The organism is Mycobacterium stomatepiae, assembly GCF_010731715.1.
Taxonomy (GTDB): domain Bacteria; phylum Actinomycetota; class Actinomycetes; order Mycobacteriales; family Mycobacteriaceae; genus Mycobacterium; species Mycobacterium stomatepiae.
On sequence record NZ_AP022587.1, the window covers coordinates 362,081 to 382,863 of the forward strand.

Genomic DNA, 20,783 nt, shown 5'->3' on the forward strand with positions numbered 1-20,783 from the left:
AAAATCGGAACTCAGTGAGAATCGCGGTCACCGGCGCCAGCGGTGTGCTCGGCCGCGGTCTCACCGCCCGATTGCTCAGCCAGGGTCACGAGGTCGTAGGAATCGCCCGGCGCCGGCCGGAAAGCTGGTCGAGTGCGGCCGATTTCATCGAGGCGGACATCCGGGACGCGGGCGCGGTCACCCGCGGGATCGCCGGCGCGGATGTCGTCGCACATCTCGCGTGGGCACGCTGCCCCGGGCCCGACGAGCGTATCGGCCACGAGGTCAATGTGGGTGGCACGCGCAACGTCCTGCAGGCGATGGCCGAGACCGGTTCTCGGCGTATCGTTTTCGCGTCGTCCGCGCACGTCTATGGCCGCGCCGATACGCGGAAAACCGAACAGGAGCCGATGGTTCCGGTGTCGGCCGACGGCGTGCACCAGGCCCGCGTCGAGGGCCTGCTAGGCGCCTCGGACGCCGAATGGATCGCGATCCGCTCCGCGCTCATCGTCGGCCGCAACGTCGACAATTGGGCGCGAGCACTGCTGGCGTCGCCGGCGTTTCCCGACGGGTCGAGCGATCGCCCGATACAAGTCGTCCACCTCGACGACGCGCTGCGGGTATTCACCCGCGCCGTCGTGGACACCGACATCGCCGACGGGCCAATTAATCTCGCCGCCTCCGGTGAGCAGACGTTCCGTCAGGTCGCAACCGCGCTGAGGCGCCCGATCATCCGGCTTGGCGGACCGTTGCGGGTGTGGGGACGACACGCGGAGCTGGATCTGGTCCGAAGCGCCCCGCTGATGGATACTTCGCGGCTGCGGGAGCAGTGGGCATTCCAGCCGGCCTGGGACTGCGACGAATGTGTCGAGGACTTCGCGCTGGCGGTGCGCGGCCGCGTCGCGCTGGGCAACCGAATCGTGGCGTTGCCGTGGCGACTGGCCAACATACCGGACCTGCCCGCCGTCGACGCGGCAGCAGACGATGGTGTGCCGCCCAGATTGGCTGGCCCGCCGGGAGACAACGGCGAATTCGACACCCCGATCGACCCGCGCTTTCCCACCTTCCTGGCCACCAACCTGTCCGAGGCGCTACCGGGACCGTTCTCGCCCGCCTCGGCGTCGGCGACCGTGCGCGGGTTGCGTGCCGGCGGCGTCACGATCGCCGGGCGGCTGCGGCCGGGCGGGATGGTGCAGCGCGAAATAGCGATGCGCACCGTAGCGGTGTTCGCGCATCGGCTGTACGGGGCGATCACCTCCGCGCATTTCATGGCCGAGACCGTGCCGTTCGCCAAGCCGTCGATGATCGTCAGTAACAGCGGGTTCTTCGGCCCCAGCATGGCCTCGCTACCGATCTTCGGTGAGCAGCGGCCGGCCGAAATCGGCTGGGCGCGAAGGCAACTGCGCAATGGCCGCAATATCGGGGTGTTCGGTGTCAATCTGGTGGGCTTGAGCTCGGGCGCCCCGCGCGACACTGACGACTTCATCGCCGACGTCGACCGGCTGGAACGGCTGGCCGACGACGTGACCCAACTCGACGATCGCCGGCTTGCCAGCCTGATCGTGTTGGCGCGCGATCACGTTGTGCACGGTTGGGTGCTGGCCTCGGCCTCGTTCATGCTGTGCGCGGCGTTCAATGTGTTGCTGCGCGGCCTATGCGGGCGAGACACCTTCGGGCCGGCAGGGCCGGAACTGGTCAGTGCCCGTTCCGTCGAGGCCATGCAGCGACTGGTGATTGCGGCACAGCGGGATCCGAACGTGGCTCGGATACTGAACGAACCGGGGGAGCGGCTGGACAAGTTGGCCGTCGACGCGCCAGAGTTTCATTCCGCGGTGCTGGCCGAGCTGGCGTTGATCGGGCACCGCGGCCCGGCAGAGCTCGAGATGCTGTCAACCAGCTACGCCGACGATCCGGAGCTCTTGGTCCGCATGGTAGCCAGAGCGATGAGTGCACCTGGCTCGTCGCAGCCGCTGCACCCGCGGATTCCGTTGCGGGCCAAGCCTGTAGCGCTGATGGCCGCACGCCAACTCCGTGACCGTGAGGCCCGTCGCGACAAGGTGGTGCGGGCCAACTGGGTGCTGCGTGGTCTGCTGCGCGAGTACGGGCGCAGGCAGGTCGATGCCGGAATCTTTCGCAGCCCCGACGATGCGTTCTATCTGTTGGTCGACGAGCTCGACGCCCTGCCAGCCGACGTCGCGGCCCTGGTCACACGGCGCCGGGCCGAGCATCGCCGACTGGTCACCATCGCTCCTCCGACGGTGTTCAGCGGGGCCTGGGAACCCACCACGACGTCGTCGCCGGCTCTCACCAGCGGCGGGACCCTACGCGGTGTCGGCGTGTCCGGGGGCCGGGTGCGTGGCCGGGCTCGGATCGTGCGGCCCGAAACCATCGACGATTTGCAGCCCGGCGAGATCCTGGTCGCGGCTGTCACCGATGTCGGCTACACGGCGGCATTCTGTTATGCGGCAGCCGTCGTGACCGAGCTCGGTGGTCCGATGTCGCATGCGGCGGTGGTGGCCCGCGAATTCGGCTTCCCTTGTGTGGTGGACGTCGAGGGAGCCACCAAGGCGTTGCCGTCGGGCGCGCTGATCGAGGTCGACGGAACCACCGGTGAAATTCAGGTGCTCTGAGCCAGGATTCGCAGCGGCAGCCGCGGCAACGTGCTGGTCGTGCCGACATCACCCGTCGTCCACTGGATGACGCGATACGTCATGGATGCGGCGCCGAATGCTGTTGTGCGGCTTGACGAGCCAGTCTGTCGTTGTGGATGCGGACCAGTTCGCGAAAGCCCAGCCGGTGGTATTTCGGTATCGGCTGGATACCCCACACGTCCTGGGCGGTGGCCTTACCCTCGGCGCCCTCGGGCGGGCCGAACGGCGGGTAGGGGTACTTGCACTCCAGGGTGTCGTTGGAGTACCGAATCTTCAGCAGCTCACTACAGATCTCCGTCAGGCTCAGCGTCGGGTAGCCGTAGTACACCGCCATGAACGGCAACGTGAAGGCGCCTTCGATCACGAGCGCCACCAGGCATACCAAGACGGCCCGTTTGATCCATTTGTGCATGCGCGCGTAGTACGGCGTAGTGCCCGGCTCGAGGTCGGCGGCCCGTTCTTTTTCGTCGGTGGGTGACGTGGTGGTCATGGCTTACCTTTCTAGGCTCCGTCGAGCCAGCTTCAGTCCGAGAAGATTTCGCGGTTGACCGTGTGCAGGTACGGGATCGCGAGGAACGGAGTGATGTAGAAGATGTCGTAGAGCCACCAGCCGACGACCGGGAACACCACGCCGGCGTAGCGCACGTCGGCAAACATCGTCATGTTGAAGATGTAGGCGGACCAAATCACCACGCCCATCCAGCAGGTGATGACCATCCACTGATGACCCCACCGCTTCATTTGCAGGAAGCCGATCGCCGCGGCCACTCGCATAGCGAATACGGTGAGGATCAAGCCCGCCACATAGGCCTTTTCACCGGGCCCCGCCGCGCCGCCGACCCAGGGTTCGTTGTAGTGCCAGAAATAGCCCGCGTCGAACATGTTGCCCCAGCCGACCATCAGCACCCGGTTGATCAGCGTGTGGTTGGCGATCAGGTCCAGTGACCAGCCCAGACTGTTGAGCATGCCGTCGATCAGGGTCAGATAGCCGATCAGGGTCACGATCATCGGCCGTACCGACAGACCGGCGCGCAGTGCTTGACGTTGCAGCCATACGCCGCGCATGAAGATGGGAAATCCGATCAGGCCCGGAGCCCACATGCCCATCAAGGCGGCGCCGACGATCATCCATTTGTCGGCACTCCGCTGCGCCAGCCGGGATTCGTCGTGATGCTCCTCCAGGCCGACGGAGCCACCCGGTTCTGGATTGCTTTTGAGCAGAGGCAGATTCATAGGTCCCACCAGCCGCGCGCAACTGACATGTAGAGCTGGACCCCGAACATCACCAGCAGGTAGCCGTAGATGACTATTTGAAAGACGATCAGCGCCCTCTTGCGTTTCTGCTCCTGTTGGTTCATGACGAGTACTTCCTTTCTCAGCTTCTCGAGGTGGCCGGCGGGCCGCCGCGACTTCACGCAGCCCGTCGTTGATGGCGCCGTCGCTGCTCAGCGGTGCCAGGATGCACGCGTCGGCGGCTTCCAATTCGCTTGCGCCCGCGGCGATCAACTGTGCCGCGGTCACCAGTACCCGGGTGGACGGCGGCTCGAAGTGAAAAGCGTCGTCCGCGGTGCGGATGGCGATCGCGCATTGCACCAGTCGCACGGCCGTCGTCATTGTCACGCCGGTCTCGGCGACGATTACCTCGGCCTCGCGATTGGCGGGCAGATAGTTCATCCCCAGCGTGACGAACCGCTGGCGCAAGGATGGTTTGAGTTCCTTGAGCGAGCTGCGGTACGCGGGGTTGTACGAGCACACCAGATGAATGTCGCTGGCGCGCTGACCACTTCGTCGGCCCGGTCCAGATACAGGGCGCGACGGTGATCGGTGAGCGAATGCAGGATCGCCAGCGAGTCGTGCCGGGCCTCGACCACTTCGTCGAGGTAGCAGATCGCGCCGGCCTTCACCGCCCGGGTGAGCGGCCCGTCGGTCCACACGACGTCACCCCCGGTCACCATGAAGCGGCCGACGAGATCCGAGCTGGTGAGGTCGTCGTGGCAGCTGATCGTGACCACGGGGCGTCGCAGCAGCACGCCCATGTGCTCGACGAACCTGGTCTTGCCGCAGCCGGTCGGACCGGTGAGCATCACGGGCAGGCGCCGCTGAAATGCCAGCTCGAAAAGCTGGACTTCGTTGCCGTTCGCGAAGTATGTGTCGGTGCTCATCGGTTCCCCTGTCGGACGTGGCTCATGCGGCGACCAGCTCACGATGCACGTGGGCTAGCACTCGCGGGAGTTCTTCGATGCGTCGGATCCGCTGGGATCGACGGGGCCCGAACACTTCCGGGAGGGGATCGACCCGGGTAGCTCCGACCCCGACGTAGTACAGCGACACGCCCGCGTCGTTCGCCTCCTCGACCGCGTGCGCGGCATCGGCCCAGGCGTAGCGGCCCTCGTAACCTTCATCGGAGATCAAGCCGTCGCCGATGACGATCAGCAGCCGTCGCTCGGACGGCTGGGCGAGCAGCCTGCTGGTCAGATGCCGAAGTGGCGCACCCAGCCGGGTGTACCCGCCGGTCTGCAGCCCGAGAGCGCCCGGCCGCACGAAGCGTCGATCCTCGAAGTCCTTCAGGCAGCGAACTTCGACGCGGTGCCGGGTGTTTCCGGTGAAGACAAAGATGCCATGACGCTCGCGAGCGCGGTTCATCGCGCGGGAAAGTGCGTCGGCACACGCCAATTCCAGCCGAAAGACCCGGCCGCCGTGCACGCCCAATGACGAACTGCCGTCGAGCAGTAACGCGGTGGTGACGTCGCGGCTGCTGGGCAGCAAGTCGCGGAATACCCTCGGTTCCTTGGCCTCGCCGGTCGTCAGGTCGATGTAGTGGTTGACGTATTGGTCGACATCCAGATCGGAGCCGTCTTCGAGTCGATTCTTCATCGCACAATGCGTGTGTTCTTCGAACCATTTGCGTACGTCGACGGCTATCGGCGCCGCGCGGCGGCTGCGCCGGCCGTCGGCGTGTTCTACGACGGCAACGTGGTCGCGCATGAAACTCTTTGTCCACGAGTTCCATTCGGGATACGGAATCCCCGGCCGGTGGTCCGGTGTGATATCGAGATTGTTGTCCTGCGGGCGGCTCGGCGGTGGCAGGTTCGGATTGCGGACACCGCCGTCGCCGCCGACGGCAACCGAGTACGGTCGCGGCAGACGCTTCTGCGTGGTGGTCCAGGGCATCCGGCCGAAGCTGCGTCGCAGCTTGTCGGTCAGACCCTGCGGCGCCGTGTAGGCCATTGGTAAGTCGCCAAGCAGAGCAGGAACGGTCAACGGTCGCCCGGTGGCCGCCAGCGCAAGCGCGCGGTCGAGCATCTCCTGGCCAGGCATCTCACCGTCATGCGCATCCAGTTCCGGTAGTGCGCGCCGGATCTCGGGTACCAGCCCCGGCCACTGGGATGTGATCCAACCCAGGGCGACCTCGGCTTCGACGAGGGTGAGCGCGCTCAGTTCGCGCGCCGACAGCTCGTTCAGCCGATACTCGGTAACACGCTCTTTCGACGGCGAACATTGCAGGGCCACCCCACATGTCAGCGTTCTGCGGGTCCAGTCGGGCGGCGTGGGGTAGGGGACGTGAACGAAGGTCAGCGCCGTATTGAGCCCGAATCGGCGCCGGCCACCCGTGACCAGCCGGGCACCTTCGCGGCGTTGCCCACTGAATGCGACGGCGGTCACCGCGCAACTTCGTTCCAGTGACATGGCGCGGACATCGGGGCCGTCGGTCATCGCTCAGAACGTGCCGATGTTGGAGAACATCCAGTACCAGAACCAGATGATCAGTCCGGTACCGCCCCAGGCGGCGACATAGCGAAGGATCTCCCATTACATAATCCATGATCTGACCGCTTTCAGTCGGTGAAGAGCTCGCGGTTGACGGTGTGCAGGTACGGGATCGCGAGGAACGGAGTGATGTAGAAGATGTCGTAGAGCCACCAGCCGACCACCGGCAGCACGACGCCGGCGTAGCGCACGTCGGCGAACATCGTCATGTTGAAGATGTAGGCGGACCAAATCACCACGCCCATCCAGCAGGTGATGACCATCCACTGATGGCCCCACCGCTTCATCTGCAGGAACCCGATGGCAGCGGCGATCCGCATCGTGAAGACGGTCAGGATGAGGCCGACTTCCATGGCCTTTTCGCCGGGACCGGCCGCGCCGCCCACCCACAGCTCGTTGTAGTGCCAGAAGTAGCCCGCGTCGAACATGTTGCCCCAGCCGTTGAGCAGCACGCGGGCCAGAATCGTGTGGTTTGCCACCAGGTCGAGTGCCCATCCCACGGTGTTGATGGCGGCGTCGATGATGACCAGATAACCGAGCAAGGTGACCAGCATCGGTCGAACCGAGAGCCCATCGCGCTGCGCGCGGCGCAGCAACTGCACACCCCGCAGGAACAGCGGCAGCCCGAAGACACCCAAGGCCGCCGTGCCGATCAGCAGGCTGCCGGAGATCAGCCACTTATCGGCTCGGCGCTGCGCGAGCTCCGATCGCTCCAGATGCTGATCGAAACTCAGGTCCGCCGGGGCAGCCTCGCTTGCGGCGACGGCCGTGGCAGGGCCGCCCACATCGCGCTGGCGCGGCTTCGGCAGGTTCACGAACCCTCCGAGTCGTCGAGGCTGGTTGAGTACGCTTCCGGGCTATAGCACTGACTTAAGTCAGCAATATAGCTATCGAGCTGTATATGACTACGCCAGTCCTGACCGGACACTGGTTGCCTGCAGCTGATTAACGACGCCGTTGCGCCGGGTCAAGGATGGTAACGGTACAAGTAATCTGATTGAAGTCAGCCTGGGTCACGGCCGAAGACTGCGCAGGTTTCTCGCGACGTAATCTTCCAGCAGGCTGTGGCCGGTCGGCCAGTGGTTCGTGGTGATCAACAGCGCGTAGAGCCCGAGCAAGAAGAAAACCGCGCTGTTCATCGGATTGGCGTGCGGGTCCGCCTCGCCGCGCTCTTGGGCCAGCGCGATCTCCTGCGCCACCAAGACGACCAATGGATGATCCCCGCCGTCTTCGGTAGGCGGACGGGTTTGCGAGAAGTGCAGCGCGAGAAAGTCATTGAAGAGCAGGTAGCCCAGTCGGTGTTCCAATCCGACCACCAGGCGAACCGCCTCGTCCAAGGCGGAAGCAAGGTCGTGCTCGGACTTCAGGAATTTCGCGAACTGTTTGGCAATGCGCGCCTCTTCCCGGTGTTCAAGCTCCAGCAGTACGTGTTCTTTGGTGGGGAAGTGGAAGAAGAAGGTCCCGTGGGCCACTCCTGCGGCGGCAACGATCGCGCTGACGTCAGCCTCGGCAATCCCGGCGCGGGCGAATTCGGCGATCGAGGCGCCCATCAAGCGCTCCCGCGTCTGCAAGCGCTTGGCCTCTCGCGCAGACACCCGATCCGTGACAGCCATTTCTTTCCTCACGGTTGACCTGACTCATGTAAGAGTGTTGTGGCTAACCAGAACATTATGCCGTGCCCCTTCTAAAAAGGCTTGCTACTTGGAGATTCTCGATCTCCCCGCGATATGGCACATGACTACCCGATATATTGAGTGACTTTAGTCAGCATGGCTTTCAGAGGTTGAGCGGCGCGGACGTCACATGCGACCAGAGGAGCCCGGCATGGCGTTGGACAATTCCGGCTGGACGGCCAGGTCGCGATCGTTAGGGGAGCCGGGAAAGGTGTCGGAGCGGGCATTACCCGGGCATCGACTCGAATTCGCCGCTGCCGATACCCGATTACTGACCCTGCGCCAGACTGAAATCGATACAGTATCGGCCACGGGAAGATGAGGTAACGATGCGCAGAGTCATTCAATTCTCGACCGGAAACGTGGGCCGGCATTCGTTGCGGGCGATCATCGGGCGGCCGGACCTGGAACTGGTCGGCGTGCACGCCGCCAGGCCGGACAAGGTCGGCAGGGACGCAGCGCAGCTGTGCGGCCTCGACGCGCCGACCGGCATTGTCGCCACCGATGACGTCGACGCCCTGGTGAACCTCGGCGCCGACTGCGTGGTGTACACGTCTCAGGGTGAGACGCGGCCGACGGAAGCGATCGAGCAGATGTCCAAGTTCCTCGCTGCGGGCACCAACGTCGTGGGTACCTCGATGGTCTGGCTGGTCACGCCACACCACGCCGAAGACTGGTTGCGCAAGCCCCTGCAGCGCGCCTGTGCGGCCGGCAACACCTCGCTCTACGTCAACGGCATCGACCCCGGCTTCTCCGGCGACACACTCGTGCACGCGGCGGTCAGCCTGACCACCCGGGTGGATTCGATCACCGTGCAGGAGATCTTCGACTGCGGAAACTACGATGATGCCGAATTCACCGGCGCTGCAATGGGGTTCGGATCAACTGAAGACGACGATACGCCGATGATGTTTCTGCCCGGGGTGATCGTGTCGATGTGGGGTGGTCAGGCCCGGAGCCTTGCGGACAATCTGGACATCAAGCTCGACGAGGTGCGCCAGCGGGTCGAACCCTGGTATACGCCGGAACGAATCGACTGCACGATGATGACGGTGGAGCCGGGACAGATGGGCGCGGTGCGCTTTGCGACCGAAGGCGTGCGTGAGGGCAAGCCGGTGATCACCCTTGAGCACGTCACCAGGCTCACCACCGCCGCGGCGCCGACTGGGAGTTTCCACCGGAGGGTCACACCGGTGTGCACCGCGTCGTCGTGGAGGGGGAACCGCGGGTGGAGATCAACACCCATGTGTCCCATCCGCTCTTCGATTCCACCGATGCCGGCTGCATCTCGACGGCCGGCCGTGCCGTCAATGCGATCGACTGGGTGTGTCGCGCGCCGCAGGGCCTTGTCGCGGTGGAGGACATTCCGCTGTCCGCGACGATGCGCGGGGCGATGTGGAGTCAGCACTAGGTGCGCGTTGCCGGTGACCGCAATCTGATTACCGATGCCGCCCGAGGTATCGGGCCGGCGCAGCCAAGCGCTACGGCTGGCGCAGGAGGGAGCGGACGTTATGTCTGGTCGACATCTGCCAATCCCTGCCGCGGATCGAATGTCGGTTGGCCAGGTCGATGCCGGGCTGACGATCAACCGATGCTTACAGAGCAGGTTATAACGGCCAGCTATCCGGCTCGGACATGTGGTAGGGAGCCGCCGGGGGCAGCGGTTGCCGTTCGCCGGTCGATATCGCGTCCAACATCAGGGCGACATAGCGGCGCCAGCCGTCACTGTTCGGGTCCATGGTGGAGAGCACGCTGTAGAGCATCGCGATCAACCGCAATATGTCCTCGGCGACCAGATCGGCGCGGACGGCACCGGCGCGCTGGCCCCGGCGGACCAATTCGGTGAGCGCATCGTTGAGTGAGTCCGAGATATCGGCGGTCAGCGATCCGGCCCGCTGCGCAGCGATCAACAGGTTCTGGTTATGAGCGCCAAGCGATATCGCGGCTTCGATCAGCTGGGTAAGGCCCCGCAGGGCGTCTTTGCTGCCGCGAGCAGTTGCGATGGCCGGCGTGAGATCCTGGGCAATGCACTGATCCAGGGCGGCGCGGACGAGATCACCTTTGGTCGGGAACCTACGATACAGAGTCCGTTCACCGACACCCGCGCGGTGCGCTACCGCTTCCATGGCCGCATCTGGGCCCAATTCGCCGTAGACGTCGCGCGCGGCGCGAAGAATGCGCTCGACGTTGCGCGCCGCGTCCGCCCGCAACTGCCGATCTTCCAGCGCTGTCATCGTCACAGCCTAACTGACAGTTGACTGGCGACAACGGCGGTTCTAGGCTCGCATAATTGGCAGATAACTGCCAGGTAACGGGAAACATGGGTTATGTCAACAACTTCCGAAGTGCGCCCTGACGCCGACCTTCCCGTACTGCCCATTCCCCGGGCCGCGCGGGGCCCGCTTGCGCCACCCGCCGAGTTCGGGGACTTGCGGGAACAGCCCGGGTCGCACAAGGCGATGTTTCAGGGCAGCCCGATCTGGGTGGTCGGCCACTACCAGGACATGATGATCGAGAAGGGCGCACCGGCCGATGTGGTGCTCGAATTCGCCTTGCCGGTACCGTCATTGGTGATCGGACGTGGATCCGAACACCCGAAGGCAAGCTCAACGATCGGGAGACTCCGCTGATGTCAACATCTTCCGATCTGAATCCCGACACGGATCTTCCGGTGATACCGGTACCGCGCGCCGCGCACTGCCCGTTGCATCCGCCTGCTGAGTTCGCCGACTGGCGCCGCGAACCCGGACTGCGACGGGCCGTGTACCACGGCCAACCGGCCTGGGTGGTGAGCCGGTACCACGACATCCGGGCGGCGCTGGTCGACCCGCGTCTGTCCGCCGATACCATTCCGGAGTACCTGCGGCAGAAGAACACCGACAACACGCCGGTCATGTTCGCCCGGGTCGACGACCCCGAGCATCATCGGTTGCGGCGCATGCTGACCGGCGACTTCACCTTCCGGCGTTGCGAAGCGATGCGGCCCCAGATCCAGGAATTGGTAGACCAGCACCTTGACGAGATGATCCGCACCGGCGCGCCGGCCGACCTGGTGCGTGAATTCGCCTTGCCGGTACCGTCATTGGTAATCGCCCTACTGTTGGGGGTGCCGTCCGAAGATCTCGCGTCCTTCCAGCAATACACGGCAGTCGGGTTGGATACCAGGGCGTCCGACGACGAAAAAGCTCAAGCCGGTGCTGCGATGTTCGGGTACCTGCTGGAATTGGTGGCGCACAAGGAACAAGATCCGGCCGACGACCTCATCAGCCGCTTGGTCACCGACTACGTCGTGACCGGCTAGCTCAACCGCGAGACGGCGGCCTTCTCCGGGATGACCCTGCTGGTGGCCGGCCACGAGACCAGCGCCAACATGATTTCGCTGGGAACGGTTGCACTGCTGGAACGTCCCGAGATCTTCAAGCTACTCGGCGACACCGATGATCCCGCCGTCGTCGCCAACATCGTCGAAGAGCTGATGCGTTATCTGTCCATCGTGCACAGCCAGGTGGATCGGGTGGCGACCGAGGACTTCGAACTGGGCGGCCAGTTGATCCACGCCGGCGACATGGTCCTGATGAATCTTCCCGCCGGGAATTGGGACGCCGAGTTCACCGACAATCCGGAATTCTTCGATGTGGAACGAAATACCCGCGGTCACCTGGGCTTTGGTTACGGCGTACACCAATGCGTCGGTGCGAACCTGGCCCGCGTCGAAATGCGGACCGCATTCACCACATTGGCGAGGCGCTTGCCCGGGCTGAGATTGGCGGTATCGCCGGAGGAGCTGAAATTCAAACAGGCCGATATCTATGGCATGAAAGAACTTCCGGTGAGCTGGTGACGACGTTCGCAGGCCAATTGAGATTCGACGGTCAGGTCGCCGTCATCACGGGCGCCGGTGGCGGCTTGGGTAAGCAGTACGCGCTGCTGCTGGCCTCTCGTGGTGCGCGCATCGTCGTCAACGACATCGGCGGCTCGGTGTCCGGGGATGGATCGAGTACCGAAGCGGCGGATGCTGCCGCACAAGAGATCCGCGATCTGGGCGGTGACGCCGTCGCGGACAGCCACAGTGGGACCAGTCCGCAAGGTGGACAGGCGATTATCGACACCGCCTTGATACCGGGCGAGTCGACATTCTGATCAACAATGCCGGAATCGTTCGCGATGCACTGTTCGAGGAGATGGCCGCCGAGGGCGCGAACCACGACATCAGGGTCAACGCCGTGGCCCCGATCGCCTATACGCGGATGCTGACACACTCGATCGACGGTGCCGCGCCCCGGCCGGCGCGGTAGCGCAGGCCGTGCTCGACGACCTGACGACCCAGTACCTCAAGAAACTGGATCCGAGTCTGGTAGCTCCGGTGGCGGCGTATTTGACCCACTAGGATTGTCCGGTGTCGGGTGAAATCTATACCGTTGGCGCAGGGCATGTTTCGCGGTTCTTCGTCGGACGGACGAAGGGCTTCTACAGTCCCGAGCTGTCAATCGAGGACGGCCCAGCAAGCGAATTAGCGGCCCTACTCGCGCCCTGCCGACACCCAGCTGAGGTCCTCGAAGCGGTCGCCGGTAACCACGGACCCGGCAGAGTCCAGCGCCGCCATTTGTTCTGGTGTCAGGGTGACCGCGAGCGAGCCGGCGTTCTCGTCCACTCGCGTTGCCCGACGAGTACCGGGGATCGGGACGCTGGTGACGCCCAGCTGTTCGCCGCGCTGACGCAGCCAGGCCAGTGCTACCTGCGCGCCGGTTGCGTCTTGCTCCTCCGCGATGGACGTCACCACGTCCACGACTGCGAGATTCGCATCCAGGGCACCCTGCGCGAATCGTGGCATCCGGCTTCGGAAGTCGGCCGACGACGACAGGTCGGCGACAGAGCGGACCGTCCCGGTGAGGAAGCCGCGCCCCAGCGGCGAATACGGCACGAACCCGACGCCTAACTCGGCGGCGGCCGATACCACATTGCGCTCGACGTCGCGGCTCCGCACCGACCATTCGCTTTGCACGGCCGCGATCGGGTGTACCGCGACCGCCGCGCGCAGCTCGTCGGCGGTCACCTCGGACAATCCGAGATGCCGCACCTTGCCGGCGGCCACCAGCTCCGCCATTGCGCCGACCGTCTCCTCGATCGGGACGTCGAGGTCGCGCCGGTGCATGTAGTACAGATCGATGACGTCGGTGTTCAGTCGTTGCAGGCTTTCGTCGATGCACTCATGGACATACCCGGCGTCTCCCCGCACCGCCCGGGAACCGTCCAGCGGATTGCCGGCGATACCGAATTTCGTTGCCAGAGTTACCTCGTCGCGGCGGTTCGCCAGCAGGTTGGCGATCAGCCGTTCGTTCTCCCCGCCGCCGTAGATGTTGGCGGTGTCGATGAAGGTGACGCCCCGGTCGAGGCAATGATTCAGGGTGGCAAGTGATTCGGCGTCGTCGACCTCGCCGTAGACCGGCGTCAGCGCCATCGCGCCGAATCCGATCGCGCTGACGCTCAGCCCGTCACCAAGGTCGACGGTGGGAATTGCAATAGGCATGGCTGTCCTCCTCGCCCGGGTCCGACGTGATGAACACCGGCACTGCGTCAAAAAATCCTCAGCAGCCGAACGCGATCCCGATGCCGTCGGGTGGCGGCACCGACCGCAGGCAGCCGAACTGCTGGATCCCCGCGCCGCCGAACCGCGCGGCCGACTGGCGGGCGTAGTTCACGCAGAACAGGCCGGCCTGGTCGGCGCGGCAGCGGTAGTCGTCGTAGGACAACGTGTCCCCGCTTGCCAACTCGGCGCCATTGCCGTTGACGAACGGACCCGGATCGGCGCGGGCGGCCCCGACCTGCAGGTTCGCTCCGTCGAAGGTCACCCAGCCGCCCTTCCATTCGCCGTAGGCCGTGTCCGGCCGGGGCGGGGGATTGGCCAGGTCGACCAGACAGATCAGCGCGCCGCCGGTATGCGCGGAATCCGTCGTGCACGCGACGGGGCGGCCTGGCGGGTTGGCCGCCACGGTGAACGCGACGTCGTTGCCGAGTTGCGTGGTGACTCCGTCGCGGGTAACGGCGTGATAGCGGGCCGGATCGGTGGGATGACCTGCCTCGATCCAAGCGATGACGTCCGAGATCGGCGCGCCCGCCGCCGGTGCGGCAGCGGGCCCTGGCGGCTTGTTCCCCGGCGAGACCGTGCTGGTCGGGGAGAAACCCGACACCGCCGTCGTGTTCGGGGTCTGGCTCTGCGCGGATTGGCCCCCGCCGCCGTGCGAGCATCCGGCCACCAGTACCGAGAGTGTGACCAACGCGGCCATTCGCATCCCAACAGGCTATCCGTCACACTGCGGATTTAGTCGCTCCGCGCGCCCTACATACGTAGTGTCGGCTACCGTCGGCGTATGCACGAGCGCACTATCCGCGCACGCACCGCCAACGGCATCGTCGAAGGCTTCAGCCGAGATGGCGTCAACCGCTGGCGTTTCATTCCCTATGCCCGCCCGCCCCTCGGGCGGCTGCGCTTTCGGGCGCCGCAACCGGTGCAGCCCTGGTCGGGTGTGCGTCATTGCCACGGGTTCACCAGCTGCGCGCCCCAACAGCGGCGTTACACGATGCTCGGTGTCGGCAGATACCAGCCGATGAGCGAGGACTGCCTCACCCTCAACGTCGTCGCGCCGGAAGCAGACCACGACGGACCCCTGCCGGTCATGGTCTTCATCCACGGCGGCGGGTACATCCTGGGCAGCTCGGCCGTCCCGCTCTACGACGGTGCGGCACTGGCCCGCCGCGGTTGTGTGTACGTGTCGGTCAACTACCGGCTGGGCGCGCTGGGATGTCTTGACCTATCGTCCTTGTCCACCGCGGACACCACCATCGACAGCAACCTCTACCTGCGCGACCTGGTGATGGCGTTGCGGTGGATCCGCGAGAACATCGCGGGATTCGGCGGTGATCCCGGCAATGTCACCATCTTCGGCGAGAGCGCGGGCGCCTGCATCACCGCCACGTTGTTGGCCGTGCCGGCCGCCGAAGGCCTGTTCGCCCGGGCGATTTCCGAAAGTCCGGCGTCCGGGCTGGTGCGTTCGAAAGAGGTTTCGGCCCAGTTCGCGGCACGATTCGCCAACCTGCTCGGCGCGCGCCCCGAGGATGCCGCCAACGCGTTGATGCAGGCATCGCCGGCCCACCTCGTCGAGGCCCAGCACCGGCTGATCGACCAGGGCATGGAGAGCAGACTGGGCGCCTTCCCGATCGGCCCGGTCATCGGCGACGACTGCCTGCCCGAAGACCCGGTCGAGGCGATGGAGTCCGGTCGGGCGCATCGGGTCCCGCTCATCGTGGGCACCAACGCCGAAGAAGGTCGGCTGTTCACCCGGTTCCTCAAAATGCTGCCCACCAATCAATCGATGATCGAAGAGTTGCTCGCCGACGCGGAACCGGCTGCCCGCGAACGCATTACCGCGGCATACCCGGGGTACCCGTCGTCCTCGGCGTGCATCCAGCTGGGTGGTGACTTCGCGTTCAGCTCGGCGGCCTGGCAGCTCGCCGAGGCGCACAGCGGCCATGCGCCCACGTACTTGTATCGCTACGACTACGCACCGCGGATGCTGCGCTGGTCGGGGTTGGGCGCGACCCATGCCACCGAGCTGCTGGCCGTGTTCGATTTCTATCGAACCCGACTCGGCTCGTTGCTGACCGCGGCGGCCGATCAGCGCGCCGCACTTCGGGTTAGCAACCAGGTGCAACGCCGGTGGCGAGCGTTCAGCCGCACCGGTATTCCGGGCGACGACTGGCCCGCCTACACCGTCGACGACCGCGCGGTGATGGTCTTCGACCGTAAGAGCCGCATCGAGTTCGATCCGCACCCGCTTCGCCGGATGGCATGGGCAGGCTTCTCTTTGGCGCAGTGACCTGGCACGCTAAACCGTCAGCGAAATTCGGCAGAGGACGTCAATGCAGACCCAGCCAGTCGAACGACCCAGTGATCTCACGGCTTCGTGGCTGACCGCCGCGATCGGCGCCGGAGAGGTCGCCGCATTCGAAACCGAGCGCATCGGCACCGGCCAGATGAGCGAGTGCTACCGCGTGCGCCTGCGCTACTCCGACGGCGCCGCGGGACCCGAGTCAGTGGTGTTGAAGGTCGCGGCCAGCGATCCGGTGAGTCGGCAAACCGGGCTGGCGCTGGGCCTCTACGAGCGCGAAGTTCGCTTCTACGGCGACATCGCGCCCCGCCTGGGCGGCCCGATCGCGCCGTGCTATCACGCCGCGATCGACACCTCGACGGGAGTCTTCGATCTGCTGCTCGGCGATGCCGTTCCGGCCGTCGTCGGCAACGAAATCGCCGGTGCCACAATCGAACAGGCCACAATCGGAGTCGTCGAGCTGGGCCGGCTGCACGGCCCGCTACTCGGCGATACGTCGCTGGCCGACGCGTAGTGGCTCAACCGCGACACTCCGCTCAACCAATCCATGATCGCGCCGCTCTACGCCGGTTTCCTCGACCGCTATGGCGACCAGATCGCGCCGTCGCACCGGATGGTGTGCGAGCGCCTGGTGGGCGCGTTCGACGCCTACCAGGCCGCCGAAGCGCAGCGCAACGCGATCCAGGGCCTGGTTCACGGCGACTACCGGTTGGACAACATGTTGTTCGGCGCCGAGGGGGCCGACCGCGCGTTGACCGTCGTCGATTGGCAGACCGTCTCCTGGGGCCCGCCGTTGACCGACTTGGCCTATTTCCTGGGCTGCGCCTTGCCGGCGGAGGATCGCCGGGCGCACTACGACGCGTTGCTGCGGGCCTACCACGAGGCGCTCGGGCCGCAAGCGCCGATCACGCTCGCCGACATCGCCGAAGGTGTTCGCCGGCAGGCCTTTTTCGGCGTGATGATGGCGATCGTCTCGTCGATGCTGGTGGAACGTACCGAGCGCGGCGACCAGATGTTCATGACGATGCTGCAACGGCACTGCGATCACGTGCTCGATACCGACGCTTTGGCGACGCTGCCGAATGCCGTGGCCCCGGAGCCGCTCCGGCCGTCGGAAGACGACGAACTCGCGCATGCGCCGACGGACGAACCGTTGTGGAGTGAGAGCTGGTACGCCGACTTCGTCGATGCGGCACAGGGATTCGGCGGCTGGTTCCGAATCGGTCTGGTGGCCAACCAGCGGGCCGCCTGGGTTCAGGTGCTGCTGTGCGGACCCGACCTTCCGACCGTGGCCGTGCTGGATTACGAAGTTCCGCTGCCCGAGGATCCGTGGGTGTTGTCCACCGATGCCTTGGAAATCGCCCACTCCGCCGACGTGCCGCTGCGGACCTACCGTGTGGACGTGCGGGCGCGGGGTCAGTCCTACGCCGACCCGTCGGCGATATTGCGCGGCGAGCCGGGAACGCCCGTCGACATGACGATGAACCTGGTGTGGGCCACCGACGGCGCTCCTTACAAGTACCGGGTGACCACCCGCTACGAAATCCCTTGCACGGTAACGGGAACCGTCACCGTGAATGATAAATTCTACCGCATGGATTCCGTTGCGGGACAACGTGATCACTCGTGGGGCGTCCGCGATTGGTGGAGCATGGACTGGATGTGGAGCGCGCTGCACCTCGGCGACGGCACGCACCTGCACGGGCTGGACATCAACATCCCGAATGTTCCCCCGGTGGGCATCGGCTACATCCAGGACTCCGACCGAAACGTCACCGAACTCCACACGGTGACTAACCCACGATCCTTCGGCGCCAACGGTTTACCACTCAAGATGACGTTGGGCCTGGACCCCGGCGGGCTCACCGGTGAGGTGGATATCCGTGGTCATGCGCCGGTGCTGCTTACCGGCCCTGAAGGACAGGTGAGCGAGTTCGCCCGGGCCTGGGTCAGCATCGACACCGCGGACGGCCGCACCGGCGTCGGCTGGATGGAATGGAACCGCAATCTCGCGCGACAGACCTAGGTTGATCCCGATCCCGGCGGCGGGCCCGTGGTGGTGATGGGTGTCTCCGGATCGGGCAAGTCGACGGTAGGTTCCGCACTCGCGCAACGGTTGTGTGTGCCCTTCGTCGACGCCGACAGTTTGCATCCGCCCGCGAAGGTCGCGAAGATGACGGCCGGGCAACCACTTGACGACGAGGATCGCCGTCCGTGGCTCGAGCGAGTCGGAGAGTGGCTGGCCGATCACCGCGACGGCGGGGTAGCGAGCTGCTCAGCGCTCAGGCGCGCCTACCGCGACCAGTTGCGGGCACACTGTCCGCGTGTCGTGTTCCTTCATCTGAGGGGTTCACCGCGTCTCATCGGCGAGCGGTTGGCGTCCAGGCCGGACCATTTCATGCCGCCCGCGTTGTTGCGGTCACAATTCGACGCGCTGGAACCGCTGGGCGACGACGAGTTCGGGGTCACCGTGGATATCGGTCAAGGGGTCGGCGCGATCGTCGACACGTTTCTGACGGGCTCGGCGATTACCAGGGACGCTTGCGGCGACGAGTCTTGACCTGCCCGCCGACTCGTTCGCGCGCCGCGTCGGCCAGCTCCTCGCTACGTACCCGCGCCTCGCTGGCCAGCTTCTCGCCGCGCTTGCGCGCCTTTTCGGCCCGCTCGGCCAACTCGTCGGCCAGCTTTTCGCCTCGCTCGCGGGCCTTCTTGGCCAGCGGAGCTCCACGCTCGGCGGCGGCGCTGGCGAGTTCGCGGCCCCGGTCCAGGGCGACCTCGGCGTACGGCGCGCCCCGTTCGGCTGCCGTGCTGGCCAGTTCGCGACCGCGTTCGGCGCCGACGTGCAGTCCGGTGCGCGATCCGTTCGCCGAGCTCACTGAAATCGGCGTCATCGGATCCCGGTAGCGAAGAGGACACCCGCTCAGAGAGACGCTCGGCCGCTTGACGCCCACGCCATCCCAGCGAGGGCTTGCCCGCGGTATCGGCGGAGGCGATCATCAACCCGCCCACCAGGCTCAGGTCCTTCAAGAACCCGCGACGCAGCTCGGCTTTGCGCTCGGGGTCCGTCTCGGTCCAGAAGGAGTAAGTGCCGAGGTTCGCCGGTATCACCGTCAACGCCAGCACCGCCGAGGCGACGCGCGGCAGTTTCCCGGTGGCGAGCAACAGCCCGCCCCCGATCTGCACACCGGCGGTGATCTGGGCGAAGGTTTGCGGGTCGGTCGGCGCGTAGCGGGCCGCCTGATCCGGCAGCGCCTGTAGACCGTCGACCGCCGGCGCCGCCGCTTCCGCGGCAGCTTTGGGATTGAGCAGCGATTCAACTCCTTGGCCGATAAAGGCAACCGACAACAGGGGGCGCGCGATTCTGCGGATGACCATGGCAGGAGGGTTACCCGGGGAGTCGGCAAACAAACCGATCCGCCCGTCGCCGCTGTTAACGGCTATATGGTGGAGCGCGTGCGAGCGTTGATCATCGTCGACGTGCAAAACGACTTTTGCGAGGGTGGCTCGCTGCCCGTCGCCGACGTGGCCGGTGCCATCAACGACTATCTGTCCCGCGGGCCCGGCTACCAGCACGTCGTGGCGACCAAGGATTTCCGCATCGACCCGAAGGGCCATTTCTCCGACCAGCCGGACTATTCGTCGTCCTGGCCGCCGCACTGCGTCGCCGGAAGCCCAGGAGCGGAATTTCGTCCCGACCTCGACACCCGGCCGATTGAGGCCGTATTCCGCAAGGGTGCTCACGAGGCGGCCTACAGCGGCTTCGAGGGCACCGACGAGGACGGGACGCCGCTACTCGAATGGTTGCGGCAGCGCGATGTCGACGAGGTCGACGTCGTCGGCATCGCCACCGACCACTGCGTCCGGCGAACCGCCGAGGACGCGGCCCGCAGCGGGCTGCGCACGCGGGTGTTGGTCGACCTCACGGCGGCGGTTGCGCCCAGGTCGGCCGCGCAAGCTCTGGCCGAGATGCAAGATGCCGGAATCGAATTGGTAGAGGGCAGCTGATGGTGGTCCCACTGGATCGAGAGATTCTGCTGGCCGCGGTGGAGCGGTCGCCCCGGACGGCCGCCGCGCACGACCGCGCCGGCTGGGTGGGGTTGTTCACCGAGGACGGGCGCATCGAAGACCCGGTCGGCTCGCGACCACACCTGGGCCGGGTCCAGATCGGGAGCTTCTACGACACCTTGATCGGCCCCCGCGAGATCAAGTTCCACCGCGATCTCGACATCGTCTTCGGCACCGTCGTGCTGCGCGATCTCGAGCTCGAGGTGTCGATGGGTTCGGCCGTCACGATGTACATTCCCGTTTTCCTGCGCTACGACCTTCGAGAAGCCAACGGTGAGTGGCAGATTGCTCATCTGCGGGCGTACTGGGAGCTGCCCGCCATGATGCTGCAGTTCCTGCGCACCGGATCATCGGCAATGTGGCCGGCCGTGGCACTGTCGCGAGATCTGCTGGGCAATCAGGGATTGTCGGGGACGGCGGGCTTCATGAGCGGCTTTCGACGGCCGGGTGCACGGCACAAGAGGCTTGTGCAGACGTTCCTCGGTGCGGTTACGCGCGGCGATACCTTCGGCGCTGCACACGCGCTATCATCCTCGGCCACAATCACATTAGGTGACAACGATCCGCTCGACGTCGCCGAGTTCGCGACGGAACTCTCTGGCGCGAACTGGACCAAGATGAACGGTGCGGGGTCCACGGTTGCCGTGTCGCTCAATTCGAATCACGGCCGCGGCATCATTTTCGCCGACCTCGGCTTACGCGCCAGGGCGATCAATCAAATCCGCTATTTTCCGGCCTGAACGGACGAAGGCGGCCTGCGC

Annotated in this window: 16 protein-coding genes and 5 pseudogenes; 11 read left to right on the plus strand and 10 right to left on the minus strand. The window is 65.5% G+C overall.

Annotation, left to right across the window (positions count from 1 at the left end; genetic code table 11):
- Positions 1 to 14 precede the first annotated feature (14 nt).
- The gene (locus G6N54_RS01755; RefSeq protein WP_163788330.1) at positions 15 to 2,609 is read left to right on the plus strand and encodes a sugar epimerase family protein; all 2,595 of its coding nucleotides are present in this window, start codon (positions 15 to 17) and stop codon (positions 2,607 to 2,609) included.
- A gap of 79 nt (positions 2,610 to 2,688) precedes the next feature.
- Here G6N54_RS01755 and G6N54_RS01760 read toward each other — a convergent pair whose 3' ends face one another.
- The 6 genes and pseudogenes from G6N54_RS01760 to G6N54_RS01785 form a co-directional block, all read right to left on the minus strand.
- On the minus strand, positions 2,689 to 3,120 hold the full coding sequence (locus G6N54_RS01760) for a hypothetical protein (RefSeq protein WP_163788331.1): 432 nt from the start codon (positions 3,118 to 3,120) through the stop codon (positions 2,689 to 2,691).
- A 32-nt stretch (positions 3,121 to 3,152) separates the two neighbouring features.
- Complete coding sequence (locus G6N54_RS01765) at positions 3,153 to 3,863, minus strand: hypothetical protein (protein WP_163794417.1); 711 nt, start codon at positions 3,861 to 3,863, stop codon at positions 3,153 to 3,155.
- 165 nt (positions 3,864 to 4,028) lie between these two features.
- A pseudogene (locus G6N54_RS01770) lies at positions 4,029 to 4,792 on the minus strand (AAA family ATPase); the annotation flags it as partial.
- 22 nt (positions 4,793 to 4,814) lie between these two features.
- A complete protein-coding gene (locus G6N54_RS01775) occupies positions 4,815 to 6,344 on the minus strand; it encodes a nitric oxide reductase activation protein NorD (protein ID WP_163788332.1) in 1,530 nt (509 codons plus the stop codon).
- 122 nt (positions 6,345 to 6,466) lie between these two features.
- A complete protein-coding gene (locus tag G6N54_RS01780; RefSeq protein WP_232073711.1) occupies positions 6,467 to 7,183 on the minus strand; it encodes a hypothetical protein in 717 nt (238 codons plus the stop codon).
- A gap of 228 nt (positions 7,184 to 7,411) precedes the next feature.
- Positions 7,412 to 8,011, minus strand: a complete 600-nt coding sequence (locus G6N54_RS01785) for a TetR/AcrR family transcriptional regulator (protein ID WP_163788334.1) — start codon at positions 8,009 to 8,011, stop codon at positions 7,412 to 7,414.
- 389 nt (positions 8,012 to 8,400) lie between these two features.
- On the opposite strand from G6N54_RS01785, the pseudogene G6N54_RS01790 reads away from it, so the two are divergent.
- Positions 8,401 to 9,482: pseudogene (locus G6N54_RS01790) on the plus strand (NAD(P)H-dependent amine dehydrogenase family protein).
- 196 nt (positions 9,483 to 9,678) lie between these two features.
- On the opposite strand, the gene G6N54_RS01795 reads toward G6N54_RS01790, so the two are convergent.
- The gene (locus G6N54_RS01795; protein ID WP_163788335.1) at positions 9,679 to 10,305 is read right to left on the minus strand and encodes a TetR/AcrR family transcriptional regulator; all 627 of its coding nucleotides are present in this window, start codon (positions 10,303 to 10,305) and stop codon (positions 9,679 to 9,681) included.
- Between the two features lie 93 nt (positions 10,306 to 10,398).
- On the opposite strand from G6N54_RS01795, the gene G6N54_RS01800 reads away from it, so the two are divergent.
- The 4 genes and pseudogenes from G6N54_RS01800 to G6N54_RS30100 all read left to right on the plus strand — a co-directional run bounded on the left by G6N54_RS01800 (position 10,399) and on the right by G6N54_RS30100 (position 12,366).
- Positions 10,399 to 10,701, plus strand: a complete 303-nt coding sequence (locus G6N54_RS01800) for a hypothetical protein (protein WP_179969148.1) — start codon at positions 10,399 to 10,401, stop codon at positions 10,699 to 10,701.
- Positions 10,701 to 11,912, plus strand: a pseudogene (locus G6N54_RS01805) (cytochrome P450). Before G6N54_RS01800 ends, G6N54_RS01805 begins: the two are co-directional and overlap by 1 nt.
- Positions 11,909 to 12,211, plus strand: coding sequence for a Rossmann-fold NAD(P)-binding domain-containing protein (locus G6N54_RS30095; RefSeq protein WP_232073226.1), 303 nt, complete (start codon positions 11,909 to 11,911; stop codon positions 12,209 to 12,211). Before G6N54_RS01805 ends, G6N54_RS30095 begins: the two are co-directional and overlap by 4 nt.
- A gap of 29 nt (positions 12,212 to 12,240) precedes the next feature.
- Positions 12,241 to 12,366, plus strand: a complete 126-nt coding sequence (locus G6N54_RS30100; protein WP_232073712.1) for a hypothetical protein — start codon at positions 12,241 to 12,243, stop codon at positions 12,364 to 12,366.
- Positions 12,367 to 12,590: 224 nt separating this feature from the next.
- On the opposite strand, the gene G6N54_RS01815 is transcribed toward G6N54_RS30100, so the two are convergent.
- Together G6N54_RS01815 and G6N54_RS01820 are read right to left on the minus strand one after the other, a co-directional pair.
- Positions 12,591 to 13,598 (minus strand): aldo/keto reductase, encoded by a 1,008-nt coding sequence (locus G6N54_RS01815; protein ID WP_163788336.1) that lies wholly within the window; start codon positions 13,596 to 13,598, stop codon positions 12,591 to 12,593.
- A 58-nt stretch (positions 13,599 to 13,656) separates the two neighbouring features.
- Positions 13,657 to 14,361 carry a hypothetical protein gene (locus G6N54_RS01820; RefSeq protein WP_163788337.1) on the minus strand — a complete coding sequence of 235 codons (705 nt, stop codon included), beginning with the start codon at positions 14,359 to 14,361 and terminating at the stop codon, positions 13,657 to 13,659.
- Between the two features lie 78 nt (positions 14,362 to 14,439).
- Here G6N54_RS01820 and G6N54_RS01825 point away from each other — a divergent pair, with 78 nt between their 5' ends.
- From G6N54_RS01825 to G6N54_RS01835, 3 genes and pseudogenes are all read left to right on the plus strand, one after another.
- Positions 14,440 to 15,945: a carboxylesterase/lipase family protein gene (locus tag G6N54_RS01825; RefSeq protein WP_163788338.1), complete on the plus strand. Its 1,506-nt coding sequence runs from the start codon at positions 14,440 to 14,442 to the stop codon at positions 15,943 to 15,945.
- A 43-nt stretch (positions 15,946 to 15,988) separates the two neighbouring features.
- Positions 15,989 to 17,983: pseudogene (locus G6N54_RS01830) on the plus strand (DUF7064 domain-containing protein).
- A gap of 36 nt (positions 17,984 to 18,019) precedes the next feature.
- Positions 18,020 to 18,517, plus strand: a complete 498-nt coding sequence (locus G6N54_RS01835) for a gluconokinase (RefSeq protein ID WP_163794419.1) — start codon at positions 18,020 to 18,022, stop codon at positions 18,515 to 18,517.
- On the opposite strand, the pseudogene G6N54_RS01840 reads toward G6N54_RS01835, so the two are convergent.
- Positions 18,486 to 19,332, minus strand: a pseudogene (locus G6N54_RS01840) (DoxX family membrane protein). The gene G6N54_RS01835 and the pseudogene G6N54_RS01840 overlap by 32 nt on opposite strands.
- Before the next feature lie 78 nt (positions 19,333 to 19,410).
- Between G6N54_RS01840 and pncA the strand changes: the two are divergent.
- Together pncA and G6N54_RS01850 are read left to right on the plus strand one after the other, a co-directional pair.
- On the plus strand, positions 19,411 to 19,962 hold the full coding sequence (pncA, locus tag G6N54_RS01845; RefSeq protein ID WP_163788339.1) for a pyrazinamidase PncA: 552 nt from the start codon (positions 19,411 to 19,413) through the stop codon (positions 19,960 to 19,962).
- The gene (locus G6N54_RS01850) at positions 19,962 to 20,762 is read left to right on the plus strand and encodes a ketosteroid isomerase family protein (RefSeq protein ID WP_163788340.1); all 801 of its coding nucleotides are present in this window, start codon (positions 19,962 to 19,964) and stop codon (positions 20,760 to 20,762) included. The genes pncA and G6N54_RS01850 overlap by 1 nt, the downstream gene beginning before the upstream one ends.
- Positions 20,763 to 20,783 lie beyond the last annotated feature (21 nt).